The organism is Tardiphaga sp. 841_E9_N1_2 (genome assembly GCF_051811065.1).
Taxonomy (GTDB): domain Bacteria; phylum Pseudomonadota; class Alphaproteobacteria; order Rhizobiales; family Xanthobacteraceae; genus Tardiphaga; species Tardiphaga robiniae.
Window position 1 is genome coordinate 5,754,372 of sequence record NZ_JBPWQC010000001.1, and the last position, 23,443, is coordinate 5,777,814.

A 23,443-nucleotide genomic window follows, 5' to 3' on the forward strand; every position below is an offset into this window, starting at 1 on the left:
TTCCCCGAGCGCGGCTTAGCTGCGCTCGGGGAGCTACCGGGCTGGGACTTGCCTGAACTATTGAGTTTCGGCCGCTGCGTCGTATCGCTGCACCACCGAATTTAAATCTGCGCAATGATAGTTCATAGTGGTGCGCAGCTACCTGTAGCGCGACTTTTGGTGCATTCGAGGTAACCTATAACCGCGGTTGCAAAAACGGAACTACACACCACTTCACGAACTCGAAACTACACCCTGCGATGGTGACTCGCTTATTTCAGCGTGCCTTACAGGGATACTTCCCATGAATCGTTTGAAAATTTCGATCGGCCTTCGCCTCTACAGCATCATTGGCTTGAGCTTTCTTGGCCTCGCCGGGCTGGCCTGGATGCAGCTGAATACCCTCGGCGACTCCCTCAAGCAGCAGCGCCAGAGCGAATTGACCCATCTCACGGAGCTGGCGCTCGGCATCGCGCAGGAAGAATACGCGACGATCCAGCGTAGCGGTGTGTCGGACGAGGCCGCGCGCAAGACCGCAGCGGTGCGTATCGGCAAACTGCGCTACGGCAATGGCGATTACTTCTGGATCAACGACCTGCAGCCGCGCATGGTGATGCATCCGATCAAGCCCGAGATGAACGGCAGCGATCTCTCCGGCAACAAGGACCCGAACGGAAAGCGGCTGTTTGTCGAATTCGCCGATGTCGTGAAGAAGCAGAAGGCCGGCTTCGTCGACTATCTGTGGCCCAAGCCTGGCAAGGACGCACCGCAGCCGAAGCTGTCTTATGTCGTTGGTTTCGAGCCTTGGGGCTGGGTGATCGGCACCGGCGTCTATATCGACGACTTGCAGGTACAGCTCTGGGAGAGTGCGCGCACCGTGATGATCGCGGCACTCGCGGTCATTGTCATTCTCGGCGCGCTTGCCTGGATGATTGGCCGCAGCATCACCATCCCGCTTCGCCGGCTCGGCGCGCGCATGCGCGGTCTCGCCGATGGCGCGCTGGATGAAGCGATCCCCGACGTCGATCGCGGCGACGAGATCGGCGCCATGGCCGCAACGGTTCAGGTGTTCAAGGACAACGCGGTGCGCATTCGCGGGCTCGACAAGATCGAGGTGGAATCGCAGGCCCGTGCTGCTGCCGAACGCCGTGCGGCTATGGAAAGCCTCGCCGATGATTTCGAACGCAGCGTCAACGGCATCGTGCGTTCCGTCTCCACCGCCGCGGCCGGCATGCAGAGCACTGCACAGTCGATGACGGCGACGGCAAGCGACGCGAGCTCGCGCGCATCGACGGTCGGTGCGGCATCGGCGCGTTCATCTGACAATGTCAGCACGGTTGCCGCCGCGGCTGAAGAACTGTCGGCATCGGTCAGCGAAGTGCTGCGTCAGGTCGCAGCCTCCAGCGATATCGCCAGCAAGGCCGTGGGCGATGCGGAGCGCACCAATGCGACGGTGCAGCAGCTCTCCAGCGGCGCCGAGAAGATTGGCGAGGTCGTGCAGCTGATCCACAACATCGCCTCGCAGACCAATCTGCTTGCGCTGAACGCAACCATCGAAGCGGCACGCGCCGGTGAATCCGGCCGTGGCTTTGCGGTCGTCGCGTCGGAAGTGAAGGCACTGGCGAGCCAGACGGCCAAGGCCACCGAGGAAATCTCGGCGCAGGTAGCGGCGATGCAGGCGTCGACACAGGAGGCTGTCAACTCGATCAACGCCATCACCGGCACGATCGCGCAGATGAGCCAGATCACCACGACGATCTCGGCGGCAGTGGAAGAGCAAGGTTCGGCTACGCAGGAGATCGCGCGCAACATCCAATCGGTTGCCGCAGGCTCGAGCGAAGTCAGCGCTCATATCGGCGGCGTCAGCGCAGCTGCGGAAGCAACGGGGCAGGCGGCAGGCATGGTGCTGTCGAATGCGAAAGAGCTGGACGGCCAGTCGAGCATCCTGCGCAAGGCGGTGGATGAATTCCTCGCGAAGGTTCGCGCAGCGTAAGGCCCTTCCTCCTCTCTCGCGGAGAGCGAGCTCTTGTAGCGCTGCAATCGTTGCTCGTCATCAAGTATCACAGGCTCGATGATTTGCGGGTTTGGTTTGTAAAGAACAAAAAAAGGTCTGTTCGGTATTCTTCTCCTCAATTGGTATTTGCACCCGCGACCTTTTTTGGAGAACTCATTGTGAAGATAAGTAATCTGACGATCACGCCCAAGCTAGGTATTCTGGTGGGTGTCATGTTGCTTGGTCTGTGCGCGTCTGGCGTTCTCGCGGGATATTTCGTTCAGCGCGAGATGATGACCTCAAGGATCGAGGAGCTTCGCCACTTCGTCGATGCCGCGCGCAGCGTGGCGATCGGATTGCAAAAACAAGTCGACGCCGGCCAGCTCACCAAGGAAGCCGCGATGGCTGAATTCGGTCGTCGTGCAAACACGATGACCTACGACAACGGCGCGGGCTACCTGTTCGGCTCCATGATGGACGGCGTGACGGTGTTGTCGCCGGATGCCAAGCAGATCGGTCAGAACCGTCTCGATGTGGTGACCAATGGCAAGGCGATCGGTCGCGAGTGGCGCGACAGTGTTGCTGCCAAGGGCGAGCACACGATGTTCTACGACTACGTCAAACCTGGCCAGACGGAGCCGCTGCGTAAGGTTGCTTATGCCGCAGCGATCCCGGGATGGAATATGTATGTGGGCGCCGGGGCCTATCTGGAAGATCTCGATGCCAGGTTGAAGCCGATCGTCTGGGCGCTCGGTTTGGCGATCCTTGCGATCGGTGCGGTCGCAGGCGGCATCGCCTGGATGATCGGTCGCAGCATCAGCCGCCCGCTCGGTCAGCTCGGTGCGCGGATGCGCACGCTGGCCGATGGTGCGCTTGAAGACGACATTCCCGGGACCGGGCGCGGCGATGAGATCGGTGCGATGGCATCGACCGTTCAGGTCTTCAAGGACAATGCGGTCCGGATCCGCGGGCTCGACAAGATCGAAGCCGAGACGCAGGCGCGCGCGTCTGCCGAGCGTCGTTCGACCATGGAGAGCATCGCCGATGATTTCGAACGCAGCGTCAACGGGATTGTCCGCTCGGTATCGACCGCGGCGGCAGGGATGCAGACCACCGCGCAATCCATGACGGCGACCGCCAGCGATGCGAGTTCGCGTGCATCGACGGTCGGAGCCGCGTCGGAGCGGTCGTCGGACAATGTCAGCACGGTTGCAGCCGCTGCCGAGGAATTGTCGGCTTCGGTCAGCGAAGTCTTGCGGCAGGTCTCGCAGTCGAGCCAAATTGCCAGCAAGGCAGTCGGCGATGCGGAGCGCACCAATGCGACCGTTCAGCTGCTGTCCAGCGGCGCGGAGAAGATCGGCGAAGTGGTTCAGTTGATCCACAGCATCGCCTCCCAGACCAATCTGCTCGCGCTGAATGCAACCATCGAAGCGGCGCGCGCCGGCGAGTCCGGCCGCGGCTTTGCGGTCGTCGCCTCTGAAGTGAAGGCATTGGCGAGCCAGACCGCCAAGGCTACCGAAGAGATCTCCGCCCAGGTCGCCGCCATGCAGGCGTCCACCAGCGAAGCCGTGCTTTCGATCAGCGCCATTACCGGCACCATTGCGCAGATGAGCGAGATCACCACCAGCATCTCCACAGCCGTCCAGGAGCAGGGCGAGGCCACGCGGGAAATCGCGCGCAACATTCAGTCGGTTGCGGCAGGCTCCAGTGAGATCAGCGAACATATCGGTGGCGTCAGCAGCGCAGCGGAAGCGACCGGAACGGCGGCCTCGCAGGTTCTGTCGAATGCCAGGGAGCTCGACACCCAGTCCGGCATGTTGCGAACGGCTGTGGACGAGTTCCTGACCAAGGTGCGTGCTGCTTAATTTCTTTCCCTCCCCCCTTGCGGGGGAGGGTGGATCGAACACGCGAAGCGGGTTCGAGACGGGAGAGGGCCCGCGACTGGCCATACCCCTCTCCCGCCTTCGCTTCGCTCAGGCACCCTCTCCCACTGCGCGCAGCTACGCTGTGCTGGGGGAGAGGGGAAGTCAGAGAGCCGCGCTCAACAGAAAAGCCCTCCCTTGCGGGAGGGCTTTCGTCGTTTCAGGCGGGGGCCTGCTCGCGTTGCTTACTTCGCCTTCAGGAAGTCGGCGACTTCGAGCAGCACGAACTCGTTGTCGTCGGCCTTGTTCGGCTCGCGGCTCGACGAGAACGGCAGGTTGTTGTCGTTGCCGACGATGATGTGGGTGGCGTCAACCTGGTCGACGTTCTCGATGGTGAAGAACGGGAAGGTCAGAACGCCGTCATTCAGCGGCTTGCGGGCCAGCTTGTTCGGGTCCTGGATTTTCATCAGGTCGATGAAGCCGATCTTGCGCACGGGCTTGCCGACATTGGCGTCGTTCAGTTCGATCTTGTAGACCTTCTTGAACTTGGCGAGATCCGGGAAGCAGTCTTCACCGCGCTTGCCGTCGGCGCAGGCCTTGTCCTTGGTGCCTTCGCCGTTGTCGCGCTCGATGATCAGGCCGTTGTCGGCGGTGATCATGTTGAAGTCGCCGATGGCATTGCCGTTCTGTTCGAACACGTACTGCCAGTAGCGACCGGTGAACTTCTCGTTGGCGACGTCGAATTCCAGGATGCGCGAAGCTTCCTTGCCGTCGACCTTTTCCCAGTCCTTCTTCTCGGCATCCCAGATCGGGCCTTCGAGCAGGCCGTAGAGGAACTTGCCATCCTTGGAGGAGGCGAAGCCTTCATAGCCCTTGGAGCGGCGCAGGTTGACCGTGGTGTAGGTGGCGCCCGGCGCACCCGGCGACTGCACCGACCAATGGTCGGGCGAACGCACCGGCTTGCCGTCGGCGACGGTGTCGAACACAGCCAGAACCTTGCCGGTCTTGTCGGCCTTGATGATGTAGGGGCCGAATTCCTCGCCGATCCAGAAATTGTCGCCGACGATCTGGAAGCCTTCGGTGTCGACATCGGCGCCGGTCAGATAGCGCTTGGCGGTGTCTTCATGGACGATGCGGAACGGCACCTTCTTGTCGGGATCGTGCAGGAACACGGTGGCCTGACGCTCGACCTTGCCGTTCTTCCAGTCGATCTTGTGATGATTGAGATAGATCATGTAGTCGGCCGAATTGTAGCGCGAGCCGGCGCCATTGTCGGTCAGCACCCAGAACGAACCGTCGGGCATCACCTTGATGCCGGAATGGCCCTGCAGCGGCTGGCCCTTCATCGGCAGCGAGATGCCGGTGGCGCGCTCATAGGACTTGCCCATCACGGTGCCGAGCGCGTCGACGCGCTTGCCGGTGGTGTATTTGCCCGAGGTCTTTAGGTCGTTCGGCGCATCCGCAGGCGCCTCGATGGTCGACGTCGCCGGTAGCACGGCATGGCCGGCGAGCTTGGCGGGGAATTCACCTTCGGTCTGGGCGAAAGCGGCGGAGGTGAACATGACGAGGGAAGCGACGGAGCAGAGGAATGTGCTGCGCATGGTTGTCTCCTTTGTGGTGACCATGCGCGGTGTTCTGGGGGGCAGGCGTTACGCTGCGCTGACAGTTCCGTGACAAGAAAATGACGAGAGGGGAAAACCCTGCGACATGCAGTCGCCGAGTCTGCGGGTTAGGCGCGGTTCCTCTTCATTCAACCCACGCAAAACCATCGTCATGCTCGGGCAAAGCGCGAAGCGCGGCTTCGCTGGATGTCCCGGCCATCCACGTCTTCTTTGTGGCCGAGACGTGGATACTCGGCATTCGCCGGGCATGACGAACATACCTGCCGTGCGGTTCTATCTGAAATGCGCCTACTGCTTCTCGATCCCCGCATCCGTGATCAGCTTCTCCCACACCTTGAGTTGATCCTTCAGGAAGGCGTCGAATTCTTCCGGCGTACCGGAGAAGGCTTCCATGCCGCGGTTGGCGAGGTCTTTCTGGATCTCGGGGCGTTCGACGATCTTGCGGATTTCGGCGTTGAGCTTGACGACGATGTCCTTCGGCATGTTGGCCGGGCCGAGATAGCCCTGCCACGACGTAATGTCGAAGCCCTTCACGCCGGCCTCGTCCATGGTCGGAAGGTCGGGCAGGAGCTTGGAGCGATACTTGGTGGTCACCGCGAGCGACTTCAACGCCTTGGCGTTGACATGCGGCAGGCCGGTCGGAACGTCGACGAACATCATGCTGACACGGCCGGCGATGACATCCGTGAGCGCCGGCGGTGAGCTCTTGTAAGGCACGTGCAGGAGATCGAGCTTGGCGAGGCGGGCAAAGGTCGCGCCCGAGACGATTGCCGACGAACTGCCCGATGCGTAGGAGTACTTGCCCGGCTCTTTCTTGGCGAGCGCGATCAGCTCTTCCACGGAGTTGGCGGGAATCTCGGGATTGATCACCAGCATGAAGGGCAGGTCGCCGGTGCGCGCGATCGGCGTGAAATCCTTGATCGGATCATAGCTCATGGTCTTGAGCAGAAAAGGATTGGCCGAATGCGTCGTGTTGGTCGTGACGAACAGCGTGTAACCGTCGGCGGGGGCGCGAGCGACGAAACTGGCGGCGATCGAACCATTGGCGCCGGCCTTGTTGTCGATCACGGTGTTGGCGTTCAGTGCGGTGCCGAGTTCCTTGGCGATCAGGCGCGTCGTGGTGTCGGTGCCGCTGCCGGCGGCGAAAGGGAGCACCAGCGTGATCGCCCGGTTTGGATAATTCGCGGTTTGTGCGATGGCATCCGGGCTCGCCAACAGCAGCGCTCCGATAAACGATGCGCTCGCCACACCGCGAAGAACTGAAAGTCCGTGCATTCCGCTTTTCTCCCTGAATCGGCTTTGGTAGCCCACATTTGTTGCGGGCAAACTAGCGGAGGTCGGTGACGCACGGAAGCGGAAAGGTATGCAGTTCAGGTGAGCGCGCTGTCGATGGTGTAGGCCATGCATCGACTTCTGCTGCACCGGGTCGACCTTATCGCGTTCGTGAGCGACAGCACCTGCAGACGGCCGCTGATCTCCGCAGCATCTCCACGTCGGGGTCGGTGCGAATGCCGGGGCGACCTCCGGAGCACGCACGGTCGGTTCGTCGCGATCCTTCTCGTCGCCGCTACTGCTTCCCGACCAGCGACAGGTTCAGCGCCGCGCAGGCGCAAAGCTCTTTGACAAATGCACAGCAGCTCTTATATAAATTAGAATAGTTCTAAACTAAGCAAGGCATTGATATGAAGGCGTTTTCGGAGCTTACCGAACGCGAGGTGCTGGCGGTTGCGATCTCCAGCGAGGAAGAGGACAGCCGGATCTATCTCAGCTTCGCCGAGGATCTGGCAGAGCGCTATCCCGATTCCGCGAAAGTCTTCAGCGAGATGGCCGAAGAGGAAAAGGGCCATCGACATCTGCTGTTGCAGATGTATGAGGAGCGCTTCGGACCGAACCTTCCGCCGATCCGGCGCGAAGACGTCAAGGGCTTCATCCGCCGCCGACCAATCTGGCTCACGCGTAACCTGTCGCTCGAAACCATCCGCAAGGAGGCCGAGAGGATGGAGTTCGAGGCCGAGCGCTTTTACGCCAGGGCCGCCGAGCAGGCGACGGATGTCGGCGTTCGCAAGTTGCTGGGCGATCTGGCCGAGCTGGAAAAAGGACACGAGCATCTCGCGGCCAAATTATCGGATGCCATCCTGACGTCCGACGTTCGTACGGTGGAGGACAACACCCGCCACCGGATGTTCGTCCTGCAGTATGTCCAGCCAGGTCTTGCGGGCTTGATGGACGGCTCCGTATCGACGCTGGCGCCGCTGTTTGCGGCCGCGTTTGCAACACATCACAACTGGCAGACATTCCTTGTTGGCCTCGCCGCGTCGATCGGCGCCGGCATTAGCATGGGTTTCGCCGAAGCACTGTCGGACGATGGCTCCATGACCGGACGCGGCTCGCCGTGGCTACGTGGCGGCATCTGTGGGCTGATGACGACGCTGGGCGGTCTCGGCCATACTCTGCCTTATCTCGTGCCGGACAGCTGGCCGAATGCATTCTGGATCGCGACGGCCATCGCGGGTGTTGTCGTTTTTTTCGAACTCTGGGCCATCGCCTATATCAGGGCGCGCTATATGGATACGCCGTTCCTGCAGGCCGTCTTTCAGGTGGTGCTTGGCGGCGTCATCGTTCTGGCGGTGGGAATATTGATCGGAGGCGCGTAGTGGGTGGGGGGGCGTCAGATGGCGTCGTAGCGCGGGATGGCGTAGGTTCTATGCGCGGGAAACCCTGCTGCTCGTCCCGCCGATGATGAGTGTGTGCGATGCATGATCGCGGCAGGTGCGATCGCGGGCAGCTTACGGGTGAAGGAGCGTCCCATGTATGCTGCCATTCGTCAGAGCAAGGCAAAGACCGGCATGGCTGAGGAACTGACGCGCAGGATCAAGGAAGGTGCCATTCCGATCATCAGTGATGTCGAAGGTTTCATGGCCTATTATGTGGTCTATGCGTCCGACGATACGGTGACGGCGATCAGCATCTTCAACAATTTCGCGGGCGCCGAGGAGTCGAACCGACGCGGGCTCGCGTGGAGCGAACAGAATCTGGCGCCCTTGCTGATTGGACCAGCCACAGCGATAGCCGGGCCGGTTATCGTTCATACGTTGGCATAACGCGCGCGGGACAGGTGCTATGCCGGGCGGTGGCATGTGCGCGTAGATTACTCGCTAGATTCTCAATCTCCCAGCAGGCGCTTCGCGCCGGCGATTGCGCGGCGCGCGACTTCTTCGGGGCCGCGCTCCCGGGTCAGCGCATCCATCGGCACTTCGAGCGCGACCGGAATATGCTTCGGCAGGTGCGCGGCGATGGCGCAGAGGTCGATGCCGCCGTCGCCGGGTGGCAGCCGTTCAGCGCGCGCGGTGTGCAGCAGTCCTTCCACCGTGCCAGGCTTCTCCGCCGGAGCATCGCAAAAATGGAAAAACGGCAGCAAGCGCGATGGCATGTCGTCGAGTTCGGCGAGGCTGCTGTCGGAGCGGTCGAAATGCAGCGTATCGACAAGGATACCCGCATTGGCGCGGCCTGCGGTCTCGACGATGGCGCGCGCCTTGCGCAGGTTCGACACATTGGTCCAGGGAAAGAACTCCATCACCGGCATGATGCCGTATCGCGCCGCAAGATCGGCGATGGCCGCCAGTCGGTCGGCGAGGCGGGACAAGTCGGGATCATAGGGCGCGACGATGACATGGCGGGCTCCGAGCTCCGCGCCGGCGGTGAGTATCGGCTCAAGCGCCGCGACGTCGATCCCGGGCATGATCTTGACGAGTTCAATATCGAGCACGTGCAGTCCGGTATCGGCGAGACGCGCCTTGGTTTGCCGCATCATCGCCTTGTCGTTCATCAGCGGGTAGCCAGGGCTTTCCTCGGTCACGGCGATCAGTCTCAGTCCGACACTCCGGTAGCCGCAGCGCGCGGCAACGTCGATCATCTCTGGCGGCGCCAGCGATAGCACGGTGAGGTGAGCGAGCGAGAAAACGGTCATGTGATGTTTCTACTCCCGATGTCAGGCTGGCCGGAGCGGATGTTCGGTCTATCGCCGTGATGCGATGAATACGCCCGACAGCACCAGCACGTAGCCGATAAAGTGAAACAGTTGCGGCTGTTCGCCGAGAAACGCGATGGCCAATACCGAGCCGAACACCGGCATGAGATGCAGAAATGGTGCCGCCCGATTCGGGCCGATCAGTGCGATGCCGCGATTGAAGAACAGATAGGCCAGCGCGGACGGAAAGATCATGGCATAGGCGAGCGTCAGCAGCGTTACGGTGTCGAAGATCAGCGGTGAACCGGAATTGAGTTCCCAGATGCTGACTGGCAGGGTCAGGATCGCGCCGCCGGCGGTGGTGAAAGCAATCAGCGACATCGGATGCGTCACCGGTCGCCGCAGCATCAGCGCCGAATAGATGCCGAACACCAGGAGCGCTGCGAACAGCATCGCATCGCCCTTGTTGATCTGGATACTGGCCAGTGCGGTGAGATCGCCGCGCAGGATGATGATCAGCACGCCGGCCATGGAGACCACAATGCCGAGCAGTTGCGCCAGCGTCAGCCGCACGCCGAACAGGATCAGCGTCCACAGCGCGACGCAGAGAGGGCCCGACGACTGGATCAGCAGCGCATTCAGGGCCTGCGTGTATTTCAGGCCCCAATAGGCTAGCACCGTATTGGCGGCGAAGCCGGTCAGCGCCAGCATGGTCATGAGAGAAAGCTGCGCGCGGAGGACCGGCCAGTCCGCGCGCAGATGCGTCCAGGCGAAGGGCAGCAACAGGAAAAAGGCTCCGATCCAGCGCACGCAGGCCAGTGTCACCGGCGGGACGTGGCCGGCGACATAGCGGCCGAGCACGATATTCCCGGCCCAGAACAGCGAGGTGAGGCTGAGCAGGAGATAAGGCTGGTTGGCGAACCAGCCGACGATTGTTTGTCGCGGCGGAGCGGAAGGGGTCATCGGCTCGATGGTCAATGCAGCTTTCCATAGGCGGCAGTTCGCCGGGTGGCACAAGTCACGCTGGCGCGCGGGCACCATGCGCGGCGGCGGAGCGCGCATCGGTAGATGCGTCGAATGGACGCCAGGAATGAGCCTCGATTCAGGTATTTAGATGCCGAAAAACACGCAAAATCAGACAATTATACCTTTTCCGCCAGGCGAACATTAACCGCTTTCGAACCGCTAACCGATAGAACTGAATCACAATGATGGAACTTGTTTCTTGAATTGCGGGTCCGGATACCTCGTCGACGTTGTGCAGTGAGTGTGTCTGGAGCCGTTCGGCTTTGAGCGCACGACCGAGGGGTCGGCGCGACAGGAGATCGCAATGCCATTGTCCGCCTCCCAACCCAAACCCGGCCGCCGCCGGGGTCTCGGTCTTGGCCCGCGCATCATGTTGATGACGGTCTCCGGCATTCTCATCCTCGGTGTCTGCATCACGCTGGTCGCCAAATATGTGCTCGAACAGGGCGCCGCCAAATCCGCGACGGAGCGGGTCGAGACCAACATGCGCGTCGCCTGGAACGTGCTGCGTGAGAGCGGCGACAAGTACAGTATCGCGGATGGCAAGCTGCTGGCGGACGGCAAGCCGCTGAACGGCAATTTCGCAGCGGTCGACAAGATCAAGACGTTGGTCGGCGGCACCGCAACGATCTTCATGAATGATACCCGCATCTCCACCAATGTGATGAAGCCGGATGGCACCCGTGCCATCGGCACGCAGCTGGCGAAAGGGCCGGCCTATGACGCGGTCTTCAATGGCAAGACCGCGTTCCGTGGTGAAGTGGCCATCCTCGGCGAGCCTTATATGACCGTCTATGATCCGATCTTCGACGCCAGCCGCAACGTGATCGGCATTCTCTATGTGGGCATTAAAAAGGTCGACTTCCTCGAGACGGCCAATGACACGCTGTGGACCATCGTCTATGCGACCGTTGCGGTCATGCTGCTGGCGATCGTACTCAGCTATTTCGTGGCGCGCGGCACCATCGTGCGTCCGCTGAAGGCCAGCATCACCACGATGAACAAGCTCGCCAAAGGAGACCTCACCGTCGACGTTCCGGCAAGCAAGCGCGCCGACGAGATCGGCGAGATCACGACGGCACTCGGCGTGTTCAAGGCCAATGGCCTCGAGGTCGAGCGCATGAAGGCCGAGCAGATCGCCACGGAGGGCCGCACCGCCGAACAGCGCAAGGCGGATATGATGAAGCTTGCCGCCGATTTCGAGGGCGCTGTCGGGCAGATCGTCGAGACCGTATCGTCTGCTTCGAAAGAGCTGGAAGGTTCGGCCACCACATTGACGGCAACATCGGATCGCTCGCAGGCTTTGGCGATCGCGGTGTCGGCGGCATCGGAAGAAGCTGCCACCAATGTGCAGTCGGTCGCATCCGCCACAGAGGAAATGTCGTCGTCCGTGCACGAGATCAGCCGCCAGGTGCAGGGCGCCGCGCGCATCGCCAGCGAGGCTGTTGCGCAGGCCGACAATACCAACAACCGCGTCAGCGAACTGGCGACGGCCGCGGCACGCATCGGCGATGTGGTCGAGCTGATCAACAATATCGCGGGGCAGACCAATCTGCTGGCGCTCAACGCCACCATCGAAGCGGCGCGTGCCGGCGAAGCCGGTCGCGGCTTTGCGGTGGTTGCCGCCGAAGTGAAAGCGCTGGCCGAGCAGACCGCGAAGGCGACTGGCGAGATCAGCCAGCAGGTCAGCGGCATCCAGAAGGCGACCGAGGATTCGGTCTCGGCCATCAAGGAGATCTCCATGACTATCGGTCAGATGTCGGAGATCGCGTCCGCCATCGCATCGGCCGTTGAAGAGCAGGGCGCCACCACACAGGAGATTTCGCGCAACGTGCAGCAGGCCGCAGCAGGCACGATGCAGGTGAGCGCGAACATCACCGACGTGCAGCGCGGCGTCGAAGAAGCAGGCTCGGCGTCATCGCAGGTTCTGTCCGCGGCACAGTCGCTGTCCAGCGAAAGCACGCGACTGAAGCAGGAGGTCGGCAACTTCCTGCGCTCGGTGCGCGCCGCGTAACTATCCACCGGGAAAGACAAGAATCGCGCGCGACGGCGCTACAACTATTTGCGGGCAGACATAACCGTCGCGCCTGGACCGCATCTTGCTGAGAAAAATACCCGCTGAATTTAGAACCATTAAAATCTGCGGCAGTGATGTCACACTGCCGCAGAATGCTTGTTGTTTGGAACGCTTCTATTGGCGATGACGCGGCGGTCCCTCTAACCCCGATCCATCACATGAGGGCATCCATCATCGAATATGTCGATGCGGATGAGATTTGGGGATCGCCTTGAACAACACCATTCGTCTGTCGCGTCTCGCGCTTCTGTCGTCGGTCTGCGCGCTCAGCGTCGTCACGCTCGATACGTCGCTGGCGCAGTCCAGTTCCACGCAGACCGGGGCGCAGCCGCTGCCACCCGTGGTCGTTAATCAACCGCAGCAGCGTCGCCGTGCGACGGCGGCTCCAAGCCGCACGCCCCGCGCCCGCACCGCCGTCGCGCCGCGCCCGGTGGCGCAGCCCCCGCGCAGCAACGTGTTCGTGGAAAGCCCGCGCGGTCCGATCCAGGGCTACGTTGCCAATCGTAGCTCGACGGGCACCAAGACCAATACGCCGATCAATGAAACGCCGCAGGCGATCTCGGTGATCGGTGCCGAGCAGATTAGAGATCAGAAGCCCACGAAGCTCGACGAGATTCTGCGTTACGCACCTGGTGTGGCGGCCGGCACCTTCGGCGCCGACTTCCGCAACGACTGGTTCCTAATCCGCGGCTTCAAGTCCGATGACAACAGCGTCTTCCTCGACGGCATGCAACTGTTCTACACGTCGTATGCGAGCTGGAAGCTGCAGCCGTTCAATATGGAGCGCGTCGAGATCCTGCGCGGTCCGTCGGCGATCCTGTATGGCGGCTCCAGCCCCAGCGGCCTCGTCAATGTCGTCAGCAAGATGCCGCAAGCCCAGCCGATCCGTTACGTCGAAACCGGCGTCGATAATTATGGCAACGCCTATTTCGGCTTCGACATTAATACGCCGATCAAGCTGGCGCCCGGCAATGGCGAACTCTACACCCGCATCGTCGGTCAGGTTCAGAACGGCGGCACCCAGACCGACTTCACGCCGAACAACAACTATTTCATCGCGCCGTCGCTGACATGGAAGCCGAACATCGACACGACGCTGACGGTGCTTGCCTCAGCCTCGTATAACGAGACGCGCCCGGAGAATTTTCTGCCTTACGTTGGCTCGGTGACGAATGCGCCGTTCGGGCGAATTTCCACCAGCTTCTATGGCGGCGATCCGAGCACCGATAGCTTCAAGCGAGAGCAGGAAATGCTTGGATATCAGTTCGAGCATCACATGTCGGACAACGTCACGTTCCGCCAGAACGCTCGCTATGCGCATGTCGACGTGAACTATACTGGCATCACTGTCGGAGACGGCGTGACGTTCGGCAACAGCTATGCGAACGCGGCGACCGGCGACCTGAAGCGCTACGGCTTCGCCACGCGCGGCATCGCAGACCAGGGAACGCTGGACAGTCAGGTGGAGTATCGGTTTGCGACTGGCATCCTGAGTCACACCGCGCTGTTCGGCCTCGACCTGAAGACCTATTCCATCAGCGATACGCAGGGCATGAACTCGGTCTATCCGAACATTAATGCGGTGAACCCGGTTTATTCGTCATTACCGCAGATCCGATCGTCGGCCGGTTTCGCCAACTACCGTGACGGAAACCAGACGCAGAATCAGCTTGGCGTGTATCTGCAGGACCAGATCAAGTTGGATCGTTTCACCCTCGTGCTCAGTGGTCGCAACGATTGGGTCAGTAATTCACGCTTCGATCAGGCCTTCGGCGCATCTTCGCTCAGCCGTGACGAGAGCAAGTTCAGTGGCCGTGCCGGCCTGATCTACAACTTCGACAACGGTCTTGCGCCATATGTCTCCTATGCGACCAGCTACAATCCGATCATCGGCGTCAACGCCGCGGGCCAATTGCTGTTGTCGGAAACGGGTGAGCAGACCGAAGTCGGCGTCAAGCTCCAGCCACTCGGTATCAATGCCCAGTTCGGGGTCGCTTTGTTCGACCTCAAGCGCAAGAACGTCCCGACCACCAATCCGCTGTTCCCGCTGACGGCTCTTCAGACCGGCGAGGTCACTTCGCGGGGCATCGAACTGGAAGCCGTTGCGAATCTATCGCCGGGCTTCAAGGTTGTGGGTTCGTTCACGAGCTACAATCTGTTCACGAGCGCGGATGCCAACCCTGCGCTGGTCGGTCTCGTGCCGACCAACACGCCGCGCCAGCTCGCTTCCGGCTGGGCTGACTACACGTTCCAGGATGGCGTTCTGCGCGGCTTTGGCTTCGGCGGCGGCGTGCGCTATGTCGGTTCCTCCTTCGCCGATCAGGCCAATACGCTCTCGGTTCCGTCGCGGGTTCTTGGCGATCTCGCCGTGCACTACGATTGGCAGAATTGGCGCTTTGCGGTTAACGCTGCGAACGTCACCGACGAGATCTACGTCGCGAACTGTTCGACTGCGAATGCCTGCTTCTATGGCGACCGGCGCCGCATCACGGGCAGCATCGGCTATAAGTGGTAGTGCGGCGGATGAGCGAGACGGCACGACAATAGGTCGCTGTACGTCACGCTCGCCGCACGGTCGCCACGTCAAAATGATCAGCCAATGTCGTCTCCGGCTTGCCGGGGACGACATTGGCTATTTCGGCCTGGTGAATAAAGAAGGATCGATCCCCTGAAAGCGCGTACGGCCCGCATCTGGTCGCTGATCCACAAATGGACCAGCCTTGTCTCGACCGTCTTTCTGCTGCTGCTGTGCCTCACCGGCCTGCCGTTGATCTTTCATCACGAGATCGACGAGGCGCTCGGCTATGCGCCGAAGATGGATGTGCATGTGCCCGGCGCGCCGAAGCTCAGCCTCGATGCCATCGGCCGCGCGGCAATCGCGGATCATCCCGGCAGTGTGTTGCTCTATATGGCCTGGGACAAGGACGAGCCCGGCATGGTCTCGACCTTCACCAACACGTCGGTGACCTCCGATCCGCAGACCACGGTGGTGAAGGCATTCGATGCCTATACGGCGAAGCCGGTGGGTCTGATCGGCACCGGCCCGATGCTGGTGATGTTGCGGCTGCATACCGACATGTATCTCGGGCTTTCCGGCAAATGGTTCATGGGCGTCATGGGCTTCCTCTTCATGATCGCCATCATCTCCGGCGTGGTGCTGTACTGGCCGTTCACGCGCCGTCTGAATTTCGCGGCGATCCGCAAACAGAAATCGCGCCGGGTGTTGTGGCTCGACTGGCACAATCTGCTTGGCGTGGTCACCATCGTCTGGGCGCTGGTGGTCGGCGGCACCGGTGTCATCAACGCCTATGCCGAAGTCATGCTCGGCATCTGGCAGCGCAATGAGCTGGCGGCCATGGCCGCACCCTATGCCGGCAAGCCCACGCCGACGCAGCTCGCGTCGCTGGACAAGGTCGTCGGCAATGCCATGAAGACGACGCCCGGCATGGATCCGGCCTTCATCGCATTCCCCGGCACGCCGTTCACATCGACGCATCACTTCGCCGTTTTTCTGCGCGGCGACACGCCTTTGACATCGCGGTTGGTGAAACCCGTGCTGCTCGATGGCGAGACCGGCGAGGTGTCCGACACCAGCGAGCTGCCGACCTATCTGAAAGCCGTGCTGGTCTCGCAGCCGCTGCATTTCGGCGACTATGGCGGCATGCCGCTGAAGATCATCTGGGCGCTGCTCACAGTCTTCACGATCATCGTGCTCGGCAGCGGGCTGTATCTGTGGACGGTGAAGCGCAGCAAGGTCAGGCGCGGCGCGCGGCTGTCTGCCGGCGTGACGGCAGCGATCGGGCCATCGTCATGAGCGAGGTGCCGCAGCACAGAGCTAGCTGGTGGCGCGTGTTCGGCGCGCCGATCGTCATTGGCGTCTTATCGCTGGCAGGCTTGTTGTCGGCGCTGCTCGCGGGCGATCCCGGCCGCTATTTTGCGTGGTTCGGCGTCGGGCTGCCGATCGCGATTGCGGCATGGGCGTATTGCCGGAAGTGACTGAGAAAGCGTGGCGGATCAGCGAAGCGCAATCCGCCACGTCTCCGACATCGTAACGCCTGCGACGGATTACGCCTTCGGCCAATCTGTTATTGGCCTATGAGGCTACCAGCGCCGATCCCAGTTATTGTTCCAGCCGTTGTTCCATCCATTGTCCCAACCGTCCTGCTGACCGCGTATCGCGCGGCTCTGGCCGCGGCGCTGGTCGCCATAGGCCAGCATCGGGTTCTGCATGCAGTCGCCGCGCTGGCCGCTCACGGTGGCCATGCACTGGTTATAGGAGGTGAACGTACAGCTCGGATTGAAGCCGGTGGCCGAGGTGCGCGAGCACCATGGATATTCGCGGGCCATGGAGGGCGTGGCGCCCATCACGACCAGAAGTGCAGTTGCTGCCAGGATTGAGCGCATGTCGATTCTCCCTTGAGGTCTGAAATCGATAATGCGCAGCTTACATCGCCGTTCCCACCTGCGACAGCGCGTCGTTATCACTCCGTCCTACCGGGACTTCAAACCGCGGTGATGCGCATCAGTCCGTCAGTGTGGCTGCCATCGCATCCAGCGCTGCCCGTGCGGCCTCCGGCGCAATCTCGATTTGCAGCCCGCGCTGGCCGCCATTGAGATAGATGGTATTTTCCGACAATGCCGCCTGCTCCATGGCGACCGGCACGCGCTTCTTCTGTCCGAACGGGCTGATGCCACCGACGTGATAGCCGGTCATGCGTTCGGCGTCGGCCGGGCGCATCATCTTCGCGCTCTTGCCGCGAAAGGCCGCGGCCAGCTTCTTCATGCTGACCTCCTTGTCGGAGGGCACGACGACACAAACCGGCTTGCCATCCACCTCGGCCATCAGCGTCTTCAACATGCGCTGCGGCGCAATGCCGAGTGCCTCCGCTGCTTGTAGGCCTATGCTCTCGGCGTCGGGATCGTAGTCGTAGGTATGCAGGGTGAACGCGGCGCCGAGCTTGCTCAGCGTCTGCGTGGCGCGGGTGGTTTTCGACATGGAGTGCTCAAGCAGTGGTGAATTCAGACGACCTCGGACACGGGCTGCATGTCGATAGCAAAACTTTCGAGGAATTTCGAGGTCATGATGTAGAAGCCGACTGACAACTGCAATTCCACCAGCGCGCCGGGTGTCAGCTTTGCTGCGATCGCCTTGAAGGTCGCGTCGGTTGGGCGATGTAGCGCAACGATCTCATCGGTGAAGGCCAGCGCCGCCCGCTGCACGCCGGTGAAGCAGCTCGCTGTCTGCCAGTTCTCCAGCGCGGCGTTCTGTTCGTCTGACACCCCTACATAGCCGCCGATGCGCTTGTGCGCGGCGACTTCATAAGGCGCCTCGCAGAGAATGCCGGTGCGGGTGATCGCCAGTTCGCGGATGACGGGATCCAGCTCACCCTTGTTGCGGATGGCGCCGCCGAGCCGGCAATATTGTTCGAGATAGCTGGGCGAATGCGCCATCATGCGGAAGATGTTGGCATTGCGGTTCTTGCCGAGGATCTCGCGGGTGCGTTCGCTGGCTGCGGCGGGATCGCTGTAGTCGATGCGGGCCATGGGTCCTCCCTTGAGATCGCCGTCGCGCCCTCCTGATGGGGCGCGTTCGGGCGAATGGCCGTGCCGTTGTAGCCGAGCAGGGATAGCTCTGCCAGATCGCGATCGTCAGGCCTGCGTGTCGTATTCAACATTGCAGGCGCTTGCGCATAGTGGTCAAAAGGGCGTCCGCCATTCTGGCAGAGCTGCGCGTTGGTCCCGATTCAATGACAAAAAGAAAAGACCCAAAGGACGTTTCGAGCGACGTTTCTCCTCGCAGGTCAGGTATTCGACTGTTCGTCCCCATCCTGGCGGGGGCGCGGCTTGGCGAGCGTATGATTGCTTGCCTGGGTGCACTGCTGGGCATCGTGCTCACGGGATTGATCTGCCGATCTGTGCTGGGTGACAGCTCCAGCCTGCCGCTGATCGTGGCGCCGCTGGGCGCTTCCGCTGTGCTCCTCTTTGCAGTCCCGACCAGTCCGCTGGCCCAGCCTTGGGCGATCATTGGCGGTAACACCATCTCGGCTTTGATCGGTGTTGCTGTTGCGCATGTGGTGCCCGATCAGATTCTGGCGATCGGCTTCGGCGTATCACTCGCCATCGCCGCGATGTCCTTTGCGCGCTGCCTGCATCCGCCCGGCGGCGCCACGGCGCTGACGGCCATCATCGGCGGGCCCATCGTGACCGCATCGGGATATCTGTTTCCATTCGTGCCCGTTGGCCTGAACTCGGTGCTTCTGGTCGGGCTGGGCTATCTGTTCCACAAGATCTCGCGGCGAACCTATCCGCACAGGGCGCCGGTGCCATCAGCAAATCCGCATCAGACATCGGACATCAGCCCGGAGCTCCGGGTTGGCTTTCGCGCCGAGGATATCGACAAGGCGCTGGAAGCGCTCAGCGAGACTTTCGATATCAGCCCCGACGATCTCGAAACGCTGCTGCGGCAGGTCGAACTGCAAGCCATGTTGCGCTCGCACGGCACAATCCTGTGCGGAGACATCATGTCGCGCGATGTCGTCACGGTCGGATTGCGGGATAGTGCCGAGCTGGCCCGCTCGCGGCTGCTCCTGCACAATGTCCGCACGCTTCCCGTCCTGGGCAAGCAGGGACAGCTCGTCGGAACGGTCGGCCTCCGCGAGCTGATGAAAGAATCGGGCGATGTCGGAAAATCCATGTCGCCCGCAGCGACGGCGACGATGCAGACGCCCGCGGTGACCTTGCTGCCGACGCTGACCGATGGACGAACACACGCCGTCATCATCGTTGATCAGGACCGCATGATTCAGGGGCTGATCACCCAGACCGATTTGCTCAGCGCCGTCGCGAAGCTTGTTCCTGTTGCCGTGTAGGTGATCGCGCACCTGCAAGTCCGCGGGCGAAATGAAGCTGCAATTCGGTTGAACAATCTGTAGCTGGAGATATGGTCCTCGCGCAGCGTTAAAACTCACAGCGAGGCTGTCATGCGATCTTCACGAATTCCCGTTCTGAAGTTTGTGCTCGGCCTGGGCATGTTCGCCGCCGCGTTTTGCAGTGCGGGCGTCATCGCAGAGGAGGGACGGGCCGTCGTGTGGCCGACCCAGGGCTGGCAGACATCCACGCCGGAAGAGCAGGGCGTGGACCCGGCAGCGCTCGCCAGGCTGGTTGAGTCCGGTGCTCGTCAAAGCATGGACAGCATTCTGATCGTGCGCCACGGCAAGATCGTACTGGATGCCTATTACGCACCGTACAGCGCGGACATGCCTCACGTGGTCAACTCCGTCACCAAGGCCGTGATCGGCACGCTGACGTCATTCGCCTTGAAGGATAGTCTGCTGACGGGCACCGATCAGCCGGTGCTGCCATTCTTTGGCGAGCGCAGCATCCTCAACCTCGATGACAGAAAGAAAGCCATCACGCTTCAAGGTCTGCTGGACATGACCTCCGGACTGATGTGGGAAGAAGGGCTCGGCGAAGGACCACCGCTGTCGGTGATCGACATGGAGCGAAGCCGGAACTGGATCGAGTTCATCCTCAATCGACAGATGGCCGCCACGCCCGGAGACGGCTTCAATTACAATAGCGGCAATCCGCATCTGCTGTCCGCGATCCTCACCAAAGTAACGGGGATGAGCGCGGAGGATTACGCCAAGGCGCGGCTGTTCGGCCCGCTGGGTATCACGGCATGGAAATGGCGTCGCGATCCGCAGGGCATCTCGACCGGCGGATACGGTCTGGCGCTGCACCCACGCGATATGGCGAAGTTCGGCTATCTCTACCTGCGCAATGGCGAGTGGGAGGGTAAACCGCTGGTGCCGCGGGACTGGATCGACAAGGTGAACCACGCCACGGTGGGCATGCACCTCTCATTTGCTCCGGCATGGCGTTATTCGAATTTCTTCTGGGCTCTTCCCGACAGCAACGTCTATTGGGCGAGTGGCTATCATTGTCAGTTGATCGTGGTCTATCCAGCGCTGGATCTCGTGGCGGTGACCACAGGCAGAAACGGCTGCGCCGTGACGACTCTCCTGCCGTCCATCGCGGCATCTATCAAATCCGAGACTGCAATACAGCCGGACACGGCCGGCACAGAACTACTGGCGAGCGCCCTCCGCGCCATATCGACAGAGAAGCCGTCAGAGGTCGGACCGACGCCAGAGATCGCATCGACGATCTCTGGCAAGACCTATGCGTTCGCCCGCAATCCGCTGGGCGTGAAATCGCTGACGCTGACACTGGTCGGCCCGAACCCGCATTATGATTTCGAACTCTACAGCCGCAATTCGGCACGGCCGCCCGAGATGATCAGCGGCCCCATCGGGCTCGACGGGCTGTATCGCAAGGGAAAGGATACGCCCTATGGGCCGCTTGCGGTGAAGGGGCGGTGGCTGGATGATCATGCATTCGAAGTCGAGCGCATCAATATCGGCGCGAGCGAGCTATCGCGGAAATGGACGTTGTCGTTCGACGGCGACAAGGTCAGTCTTCGCGGTAAGAACTATGAAGGTGTCGATGTCGCAATCGACGGGCAGTCGGGCGGTTGATCGCCGAAAGGCACGGGAAGTCCTGGGACCTCCCGTGCGGTCTCGCAGCGTCATACCGGCATGATGCCCGGTGCCTGACGCGGCCATTTGGCGATGACTTCCGGCGCGACGTTGAGATGTTGTGCGACGAGAGCCGGCGGCGTGTGCGTCAACCAGTCGGACAGCGACACTTCCTCGTAATGCGCCGCGCGGAACACCTCGATGAATTGCAGGTCGGTGTCGCCGGTGTTCTCGATATAGTGGCCGAAGTTGCGTTTGACGTAGCCGACATCGCCCGGCGTGAAGTCGATGGTGGTGGCGTTCGGGCCGGAATTGAACAGCGTCATCCGCGCGCGGCCCGTAAGATAATACTGCCACTCGTCGGCATTCGGGTGCCAGTGCATCTCGCGCATGCCGCCGGGCTTCACCGTCACCAGCGCCACCGCAATCGTCGCCGAAGCGGTGAAGTTGCTGGTATCGGCAATCCGGATCTCGCCGTTGCGTGTCGATTTGACCGGCTTGGACGATCCCAGCGAATAGGTGAACGGATAGAGCGCAACATCCGCATCGCGATAGGACGAGGCCTGATCGGCCGCGAGCGAACCGGGAACCGTGCCCTGGAAGATCCACAGATTTTGCAGCGGGATTTTCGCGAAGCTTTCGACCGGCACGCCGAAATTCTTGGCGAGGATTTCCGGCGGCGTATGCGCGATCCAGTCCGACAGCAGCAGCGTATTGAACTCGTTGGCCTGACCGTCATCGAAGCAGATCACGAATTCGCAGCCATCGGGGCCGAGGCCCTGCAGCGAATGCGGCGCGCCGGACGGGAAGTACCAGAGATCGCCCGCGCTGACGTCAGCGACATAAGGCCGGCCCTGATTGTCGAGCACGGTCACCCGGCACGAGCCGTAGGTCATGATCGCCCATTCGCCGGCCTGGTGCCAATGCATCTCGCGGATGCCACCGGCGGTGAGCCGCATATTGACGCCGGAGATCGTGGTCGAGATCGCAAAGTCTGCTTGCGTCACCTGCCGTGCCCAGCCGCCGTTCTGGATGCGCCGCGGTGCATTGTTGAACGTCGCCCATGGTAGCGCCATGCCGCCAATATCGGTCGCCGGCGGCAATTGCGAGGATGGGAACTGGCCGGCGATGATGGGATTTTGCGGGCCGGGATCGCTCAGATTATTCGGCCCCTTGGCGTTGATCGCGCCCTGCGGCGGCAGATCCGGATTGCCGAATGTGGCGGCCTGTGCCGATGCGGCGGCGCTCATCACGATGCCCGATGCTGTGGCTGCCATGAGATCTCTCCGTGAGAACATGGGACGTCCTCCTGTTGCGACGCAGATCTGCGTCATGATTGTCGGATCGATGAAAGCGGTGCGCGCCGGGTATCCCGACGCGCGCTGTCAGGGAGAAAGAAACAGCTCTACTTCTTGACGCCCGCCGCAGCGAGGATCAGGTCGGCGACTTCCTTGGGATGCGAGACCAGCGAGAGATGTCCTGCATTGAGCTCGATCGTGGTCGCATTCATGCGCTTGGCGAGGAAGCGTTCGAGATCGGGATTGATCGTCTTGTCCTCTTTCGACACGGCATAGAATGACGGCTTGTCATGCCACGCGGCTGCGGTGGTGCGGCCTGCGAAGATCGATGCGGCGGTCGAGCCCTGCACGGCATAGAGCACTTCGGCCTGCTTGCGCGGAACGCCATTGGCGAAATATTTCAGGAACGAGTCTTCGGAGAGCTGGGTGTAGCCATCATGGGTCTGGATTCCGGCGCGCACCTCGCCCGTCGGAAATTTGCCGGACAGCGCCACGAAATCCTCATTGGCGTCCGGCGCACGGGCCGCGACATAGACCAGCGCCGAGACCTTCGGATCGGTGCCGACGTCGCTGATCACGGTGCCGGCCCAGGAATGGGCGACCAGCACGGTCGGGCCATCCTGCAAGGCGAGCGCGCGGCGGGTCGCGGCATTGGAGTCGTCCAGCGAGCTCAGCGGATTTTGCACGGCCGTTACATGGAGGCCTGCCTTCTGCAGCAGCGGAATGACCCCGGCCCAGCTCGATCCGTCGGCCCAGGCGCCGTGCACCAGAACCACATTCTTCGCCCTTACGGGCGCTGCCGTTGCGGCCTGCGCCATCGGCGCCGTCAGCACACACATGGCCACTGTCAGCATCGCACGCAGAGTCGTCTTGGAAAGGGAGTTCATCAACATGGTATCACCATTCGGTTGCCGGCGATTGTCCTCGCCGGAGGGATGAAGGAAGCATGGATGTTGCACTTGACGAGTTCGCGCCGGTCAGCTCGAACGGGAGCGGATCGGCATGACATTATCTGGTCTATGGGATGGCGAGGCCGCGGTGAATCGGACGGTGGTGTGCAGCCGGCATACCTAGGTTTA

The 23,443-nt window shown here is 61.7% G+C and carries 19 protein-coding genes; 10 read left to right on the plus strand and 9 right to left on the minus strand.

The genetic code is table 11. The features are described 5' to 3' along the window. Positions 1-283 precede the first annotated feature (283 nt). Together AB8A50_RS27615 and AB8A50_RS27620 are read left to right on the plus strand one after the other, a co-directional pair. Positions 284-1,972, plus strand: coding sequence for a methyl-accepting chemotaxis protein (locus AB8A50_RS27615; protein WP_439079594.1), 1,689 nt, complete (start codon positions 284-286; stop codon positions 1,970-1,972). A gap of 179 nt (positions 1,973-2,151) precedes the next feature. Next, positions 2,152-3,837 carry a methyl-accepting chemotaxis protein gene (locus AB8A50_RS27620; protein ID WP_093759290.1) on the plus strand — a complete coding sequence of 562 codons (1,686 nt, stop codon included), beginning with the start codon at positions 2,152-2,154 and terminating at the stop codon, positions 3,835-3,837. A gap of 242 nt (positions 3,838-4,079) precedes the next feature. Here the strand turns inward: AB8A50_RS27620 and AB8A50_RS27625 are convergent, their stop codons facing one another. Both AB8A50_RS27625 and AB8A50_RS27630 read right to left on the minus strand, forming a co-directional pair. Further along, positions 4,080-5,435, minus strand: coding sequence for an esterase-like activity of phytase family protein (locus AB8A50_RS27625; RefSeq protein WP_439079595.1), 1,356 nt, complete (start codon positions 5,433-5,435; stop codon positions 4,080-4,082). Between the two features lie 309 nt (positions 5,436-5,744). Then, positions 5,745-6,731 carry a Bug family tripartite tricarboxylate transporter substrate binding protein gene (locus AB8A50_RS27630; protein WP_439079596.1) on the minus strand — a complete coding sequence of 329 codons (987 nt, stop codon included), beginning with the start codon at positions 6,729-6,731 and terminating at the stop codon, positions 5,745-5,747. Positions 6,732-7,138: 407 nt separating this feature from the next. On the opposite strand from AB8A50_RS27630, the gene mbfA reads away from it, so the two are divergent. Together mbfA and AB8A50_RS27640 are read left to right on the plus strand one after the other, a co-directional pair. After that, positions 7,139-8,110, plus strand: a complete 972-nt coding sequence (gene mbfA, locus AB8A50_RS27635; protein ID WP_439079597.1) for an iron exporter MbfA — start codon at positions 7,139-7,141, stop codon at positions 8,108-8,110. Positions 8,111-8,263: 153 nt separating this feature from the next. Then, a complete protein-coding gene (locus AB8A50_RS27640) occupies positions 8,264-8,557 on the plus strand; it encodes an antibiotic biosynthesis monooxygenase (RefSeq protein ID WP_089263582.1) in 294 nt (97 codons plus the stop codon). A 62-nt stretch (positions 8,558-8,619) separates the two neighbouring features. Here AB8A50_RS27640 and AB8A50_RS27645 read toward each other — a convergent pair whose 3' ends face one another. Then, positions 8,620-9,423 carry a sugar phosphate isomerase/epimerase family protein gene (locus AB8A50_RS27645; protein ID WP_439079598.1) on the minus strand — a complete coding sequence of 268 codons (804 nt, stop codon included), beginning with the start codon at positions 9,421-9,423 and terminating at the stop codon, positions 8,620-8,622. A gap of 48 nt (positions 9,424-9,471) precedes the next feature. After that, entirely contained in the window at positions 9,472-10,386 is a 915-nt protein-coding gene (locus AB8A50_RS27650; RefSeq protein WP_439080044.1) for a DMT family transporter, read from the minus strand. A 367-nt stretch (positions 10,387-10,753) separates the two neighbouring features. Here AB8A50_RS27650 and AB8A50_RS27655 point away from each other — a divergent pair, with 367 nt between their 5' ends. The 4 genes from AB8A50_RS27655 (at position 10,754) to AB8A50_RS27670 (ending at position 16,522) form a co-directional block, all read left to right on the plus strand. Continuing rightward, on the plus strand, positions 10,754-12,463 hold the full coding sequence (locus AB8A50_RS27655) for a methyl-accepting chemotaxis protein (protein WP_439079599.1): 1,710 nt from the start codon (positions 10,754-10,756) through the stop codon (positions 12,461-12,463). 274 nt (positions 12,464-12,737) lie between these two features. Next, positions 12,738-15,041 (plus strand): TonB-dependent siderophore receptor, encoded by a 2,304-nt coding sequence (locus AB8A50_RS27660; RefSeq protein ID WP_439079600.1) that lies wholly within the window; start codon positions 12,738-12,740, stop codon positions 15,039-15,041. Positions 15,042-15,227: 186 nt separating this feature from the next. Beyond that, positions 15,228-16,340 carry a PepSY-associated TM helix domain-containing protein gene (locus AB8A50_RS27665; RefSeq protein WP_439080045.1) on the plus strand — a complete coding sequence of 371 codons (1,113 nt, stop codon included), beginning with the start codon at positions 15,228-15,230 and terminating at the stop codon, positions 16,338-16,340. After that, complete coding sequence (locus tag AB8A50_RS27670; protein WP_120288642.1) at positions 16,337-16,522, plus strand: hypothetical protein; 186 nt, start codon at positions 16,337-16,339, stop codon at positions 16,520-16,522. The genes AB8A50_RS27665 and AB8A50_RS27670 overlap by 4 nt, the downstream gene beginning before the upstream one ends. A 105-nt stretch (positions 16,523-16,627) precedes the next feature. Here the strand turns inward: AB8A50_RS27670 and AB8A50_RS27675 are convergent, their stop codons facing one another. The 3 genes from AB8A50_RS27675 to AB8A50_RS27685 all read right to left on the minus strand — a co-directional run bounded on the left by AB8A50_RS27675 (position 16,628) and on the right by AB8A50_RS27685 (position 18,070). Next, entirely contained in the window at positions 16,628-16,930 is a 303-nt protein-coding gene (locus AB8A50_RS27675; RefSeq protein ID WP_175367561.1) for a DUF3551 domain-containing protein, read from the minus strand. A 118-nt stretch (positions 16,931-17,048) separates the two neighbouring features. Then, the gene (ybaK, locus tag AB8A50_RS27680; RefSeq protein WP_439073958.1) at positions 17,049-17,522 is read right to left on the minus strand and encodes a Cys-tRNA(Pro) deacylase; all 474 of its coding nucleotides are present in this window, start codon (positions 17,520-17,522) and stop codon (positions 17,049-17,051) included. 23 nt (positions 17,523-17,545) lie between these two features. Then, positions 17,546-18,070, minus strand: a complete 525-nt coding sequence (locus AB8A50_RS27685) for a carboxymuconolactone decarboxylase family protein (protein ID WP_184513895.1) — start codon at positions 18,068-18,070, stop codon at positions 17,546-17,548. A 203-nt stretch (positions 18,071-18,273) separates the two neighbouring features. Here AB8A50_RS27685 and AB8A50_RS27690 point away from each other — a divergent pair, with 203 nt between their 5' ends. Beyond that, entirely contained in the window at positions 18,274-19,395 is a 1,122-nt protein-coding gene (locus AB8A50_RS27690) for an HPP family protein (protein ID WP_184513896.1), read from the plus strand. A gap of 111 nt (positions 19,396-19,506) precedes the next feature. Next, positions 19,507-21,066, plus strand: coding sequence for a serine hydrolase domain-containing protein (locus AB8A50_RS27695; protein WP_439079601.1), 1,560 nt, complete (start codon positions 19,507-19,509; stop codon positions 21,064-21,066). A 50-nt stretch (positions 21,067-21,116) separates the two neighbouring features. Here the strand turns inward: AB8A50_RS27695 and AB8A50_RS27700 are convergent, their stop codons facing one another. Next, a complete protein-coding gene (locus AB8A50_RS27700) occupies positions 21,117-22,364 on the minus strand; it encodes a cupin domain-containing protein (RefSeq protein WP_439079602.1) in 1,248 nt (415 codons plus the stop codon). A 107-nt stretch (positions 22,365-22,471) separates the two neighbouring features. Further along, a complete protein-coding gene (locus tag AB8A50_RS27705) occupies positions 22,472-23,251 on the minus strand; it encodes an alpha/beta fold hydrolase (RefSeq protein WP_439079603.1) in 780 nt (259 codons plus the stop codon). Between the last annotated feature and the right edge of the window lie 192 nt (positions 23,252-23,443).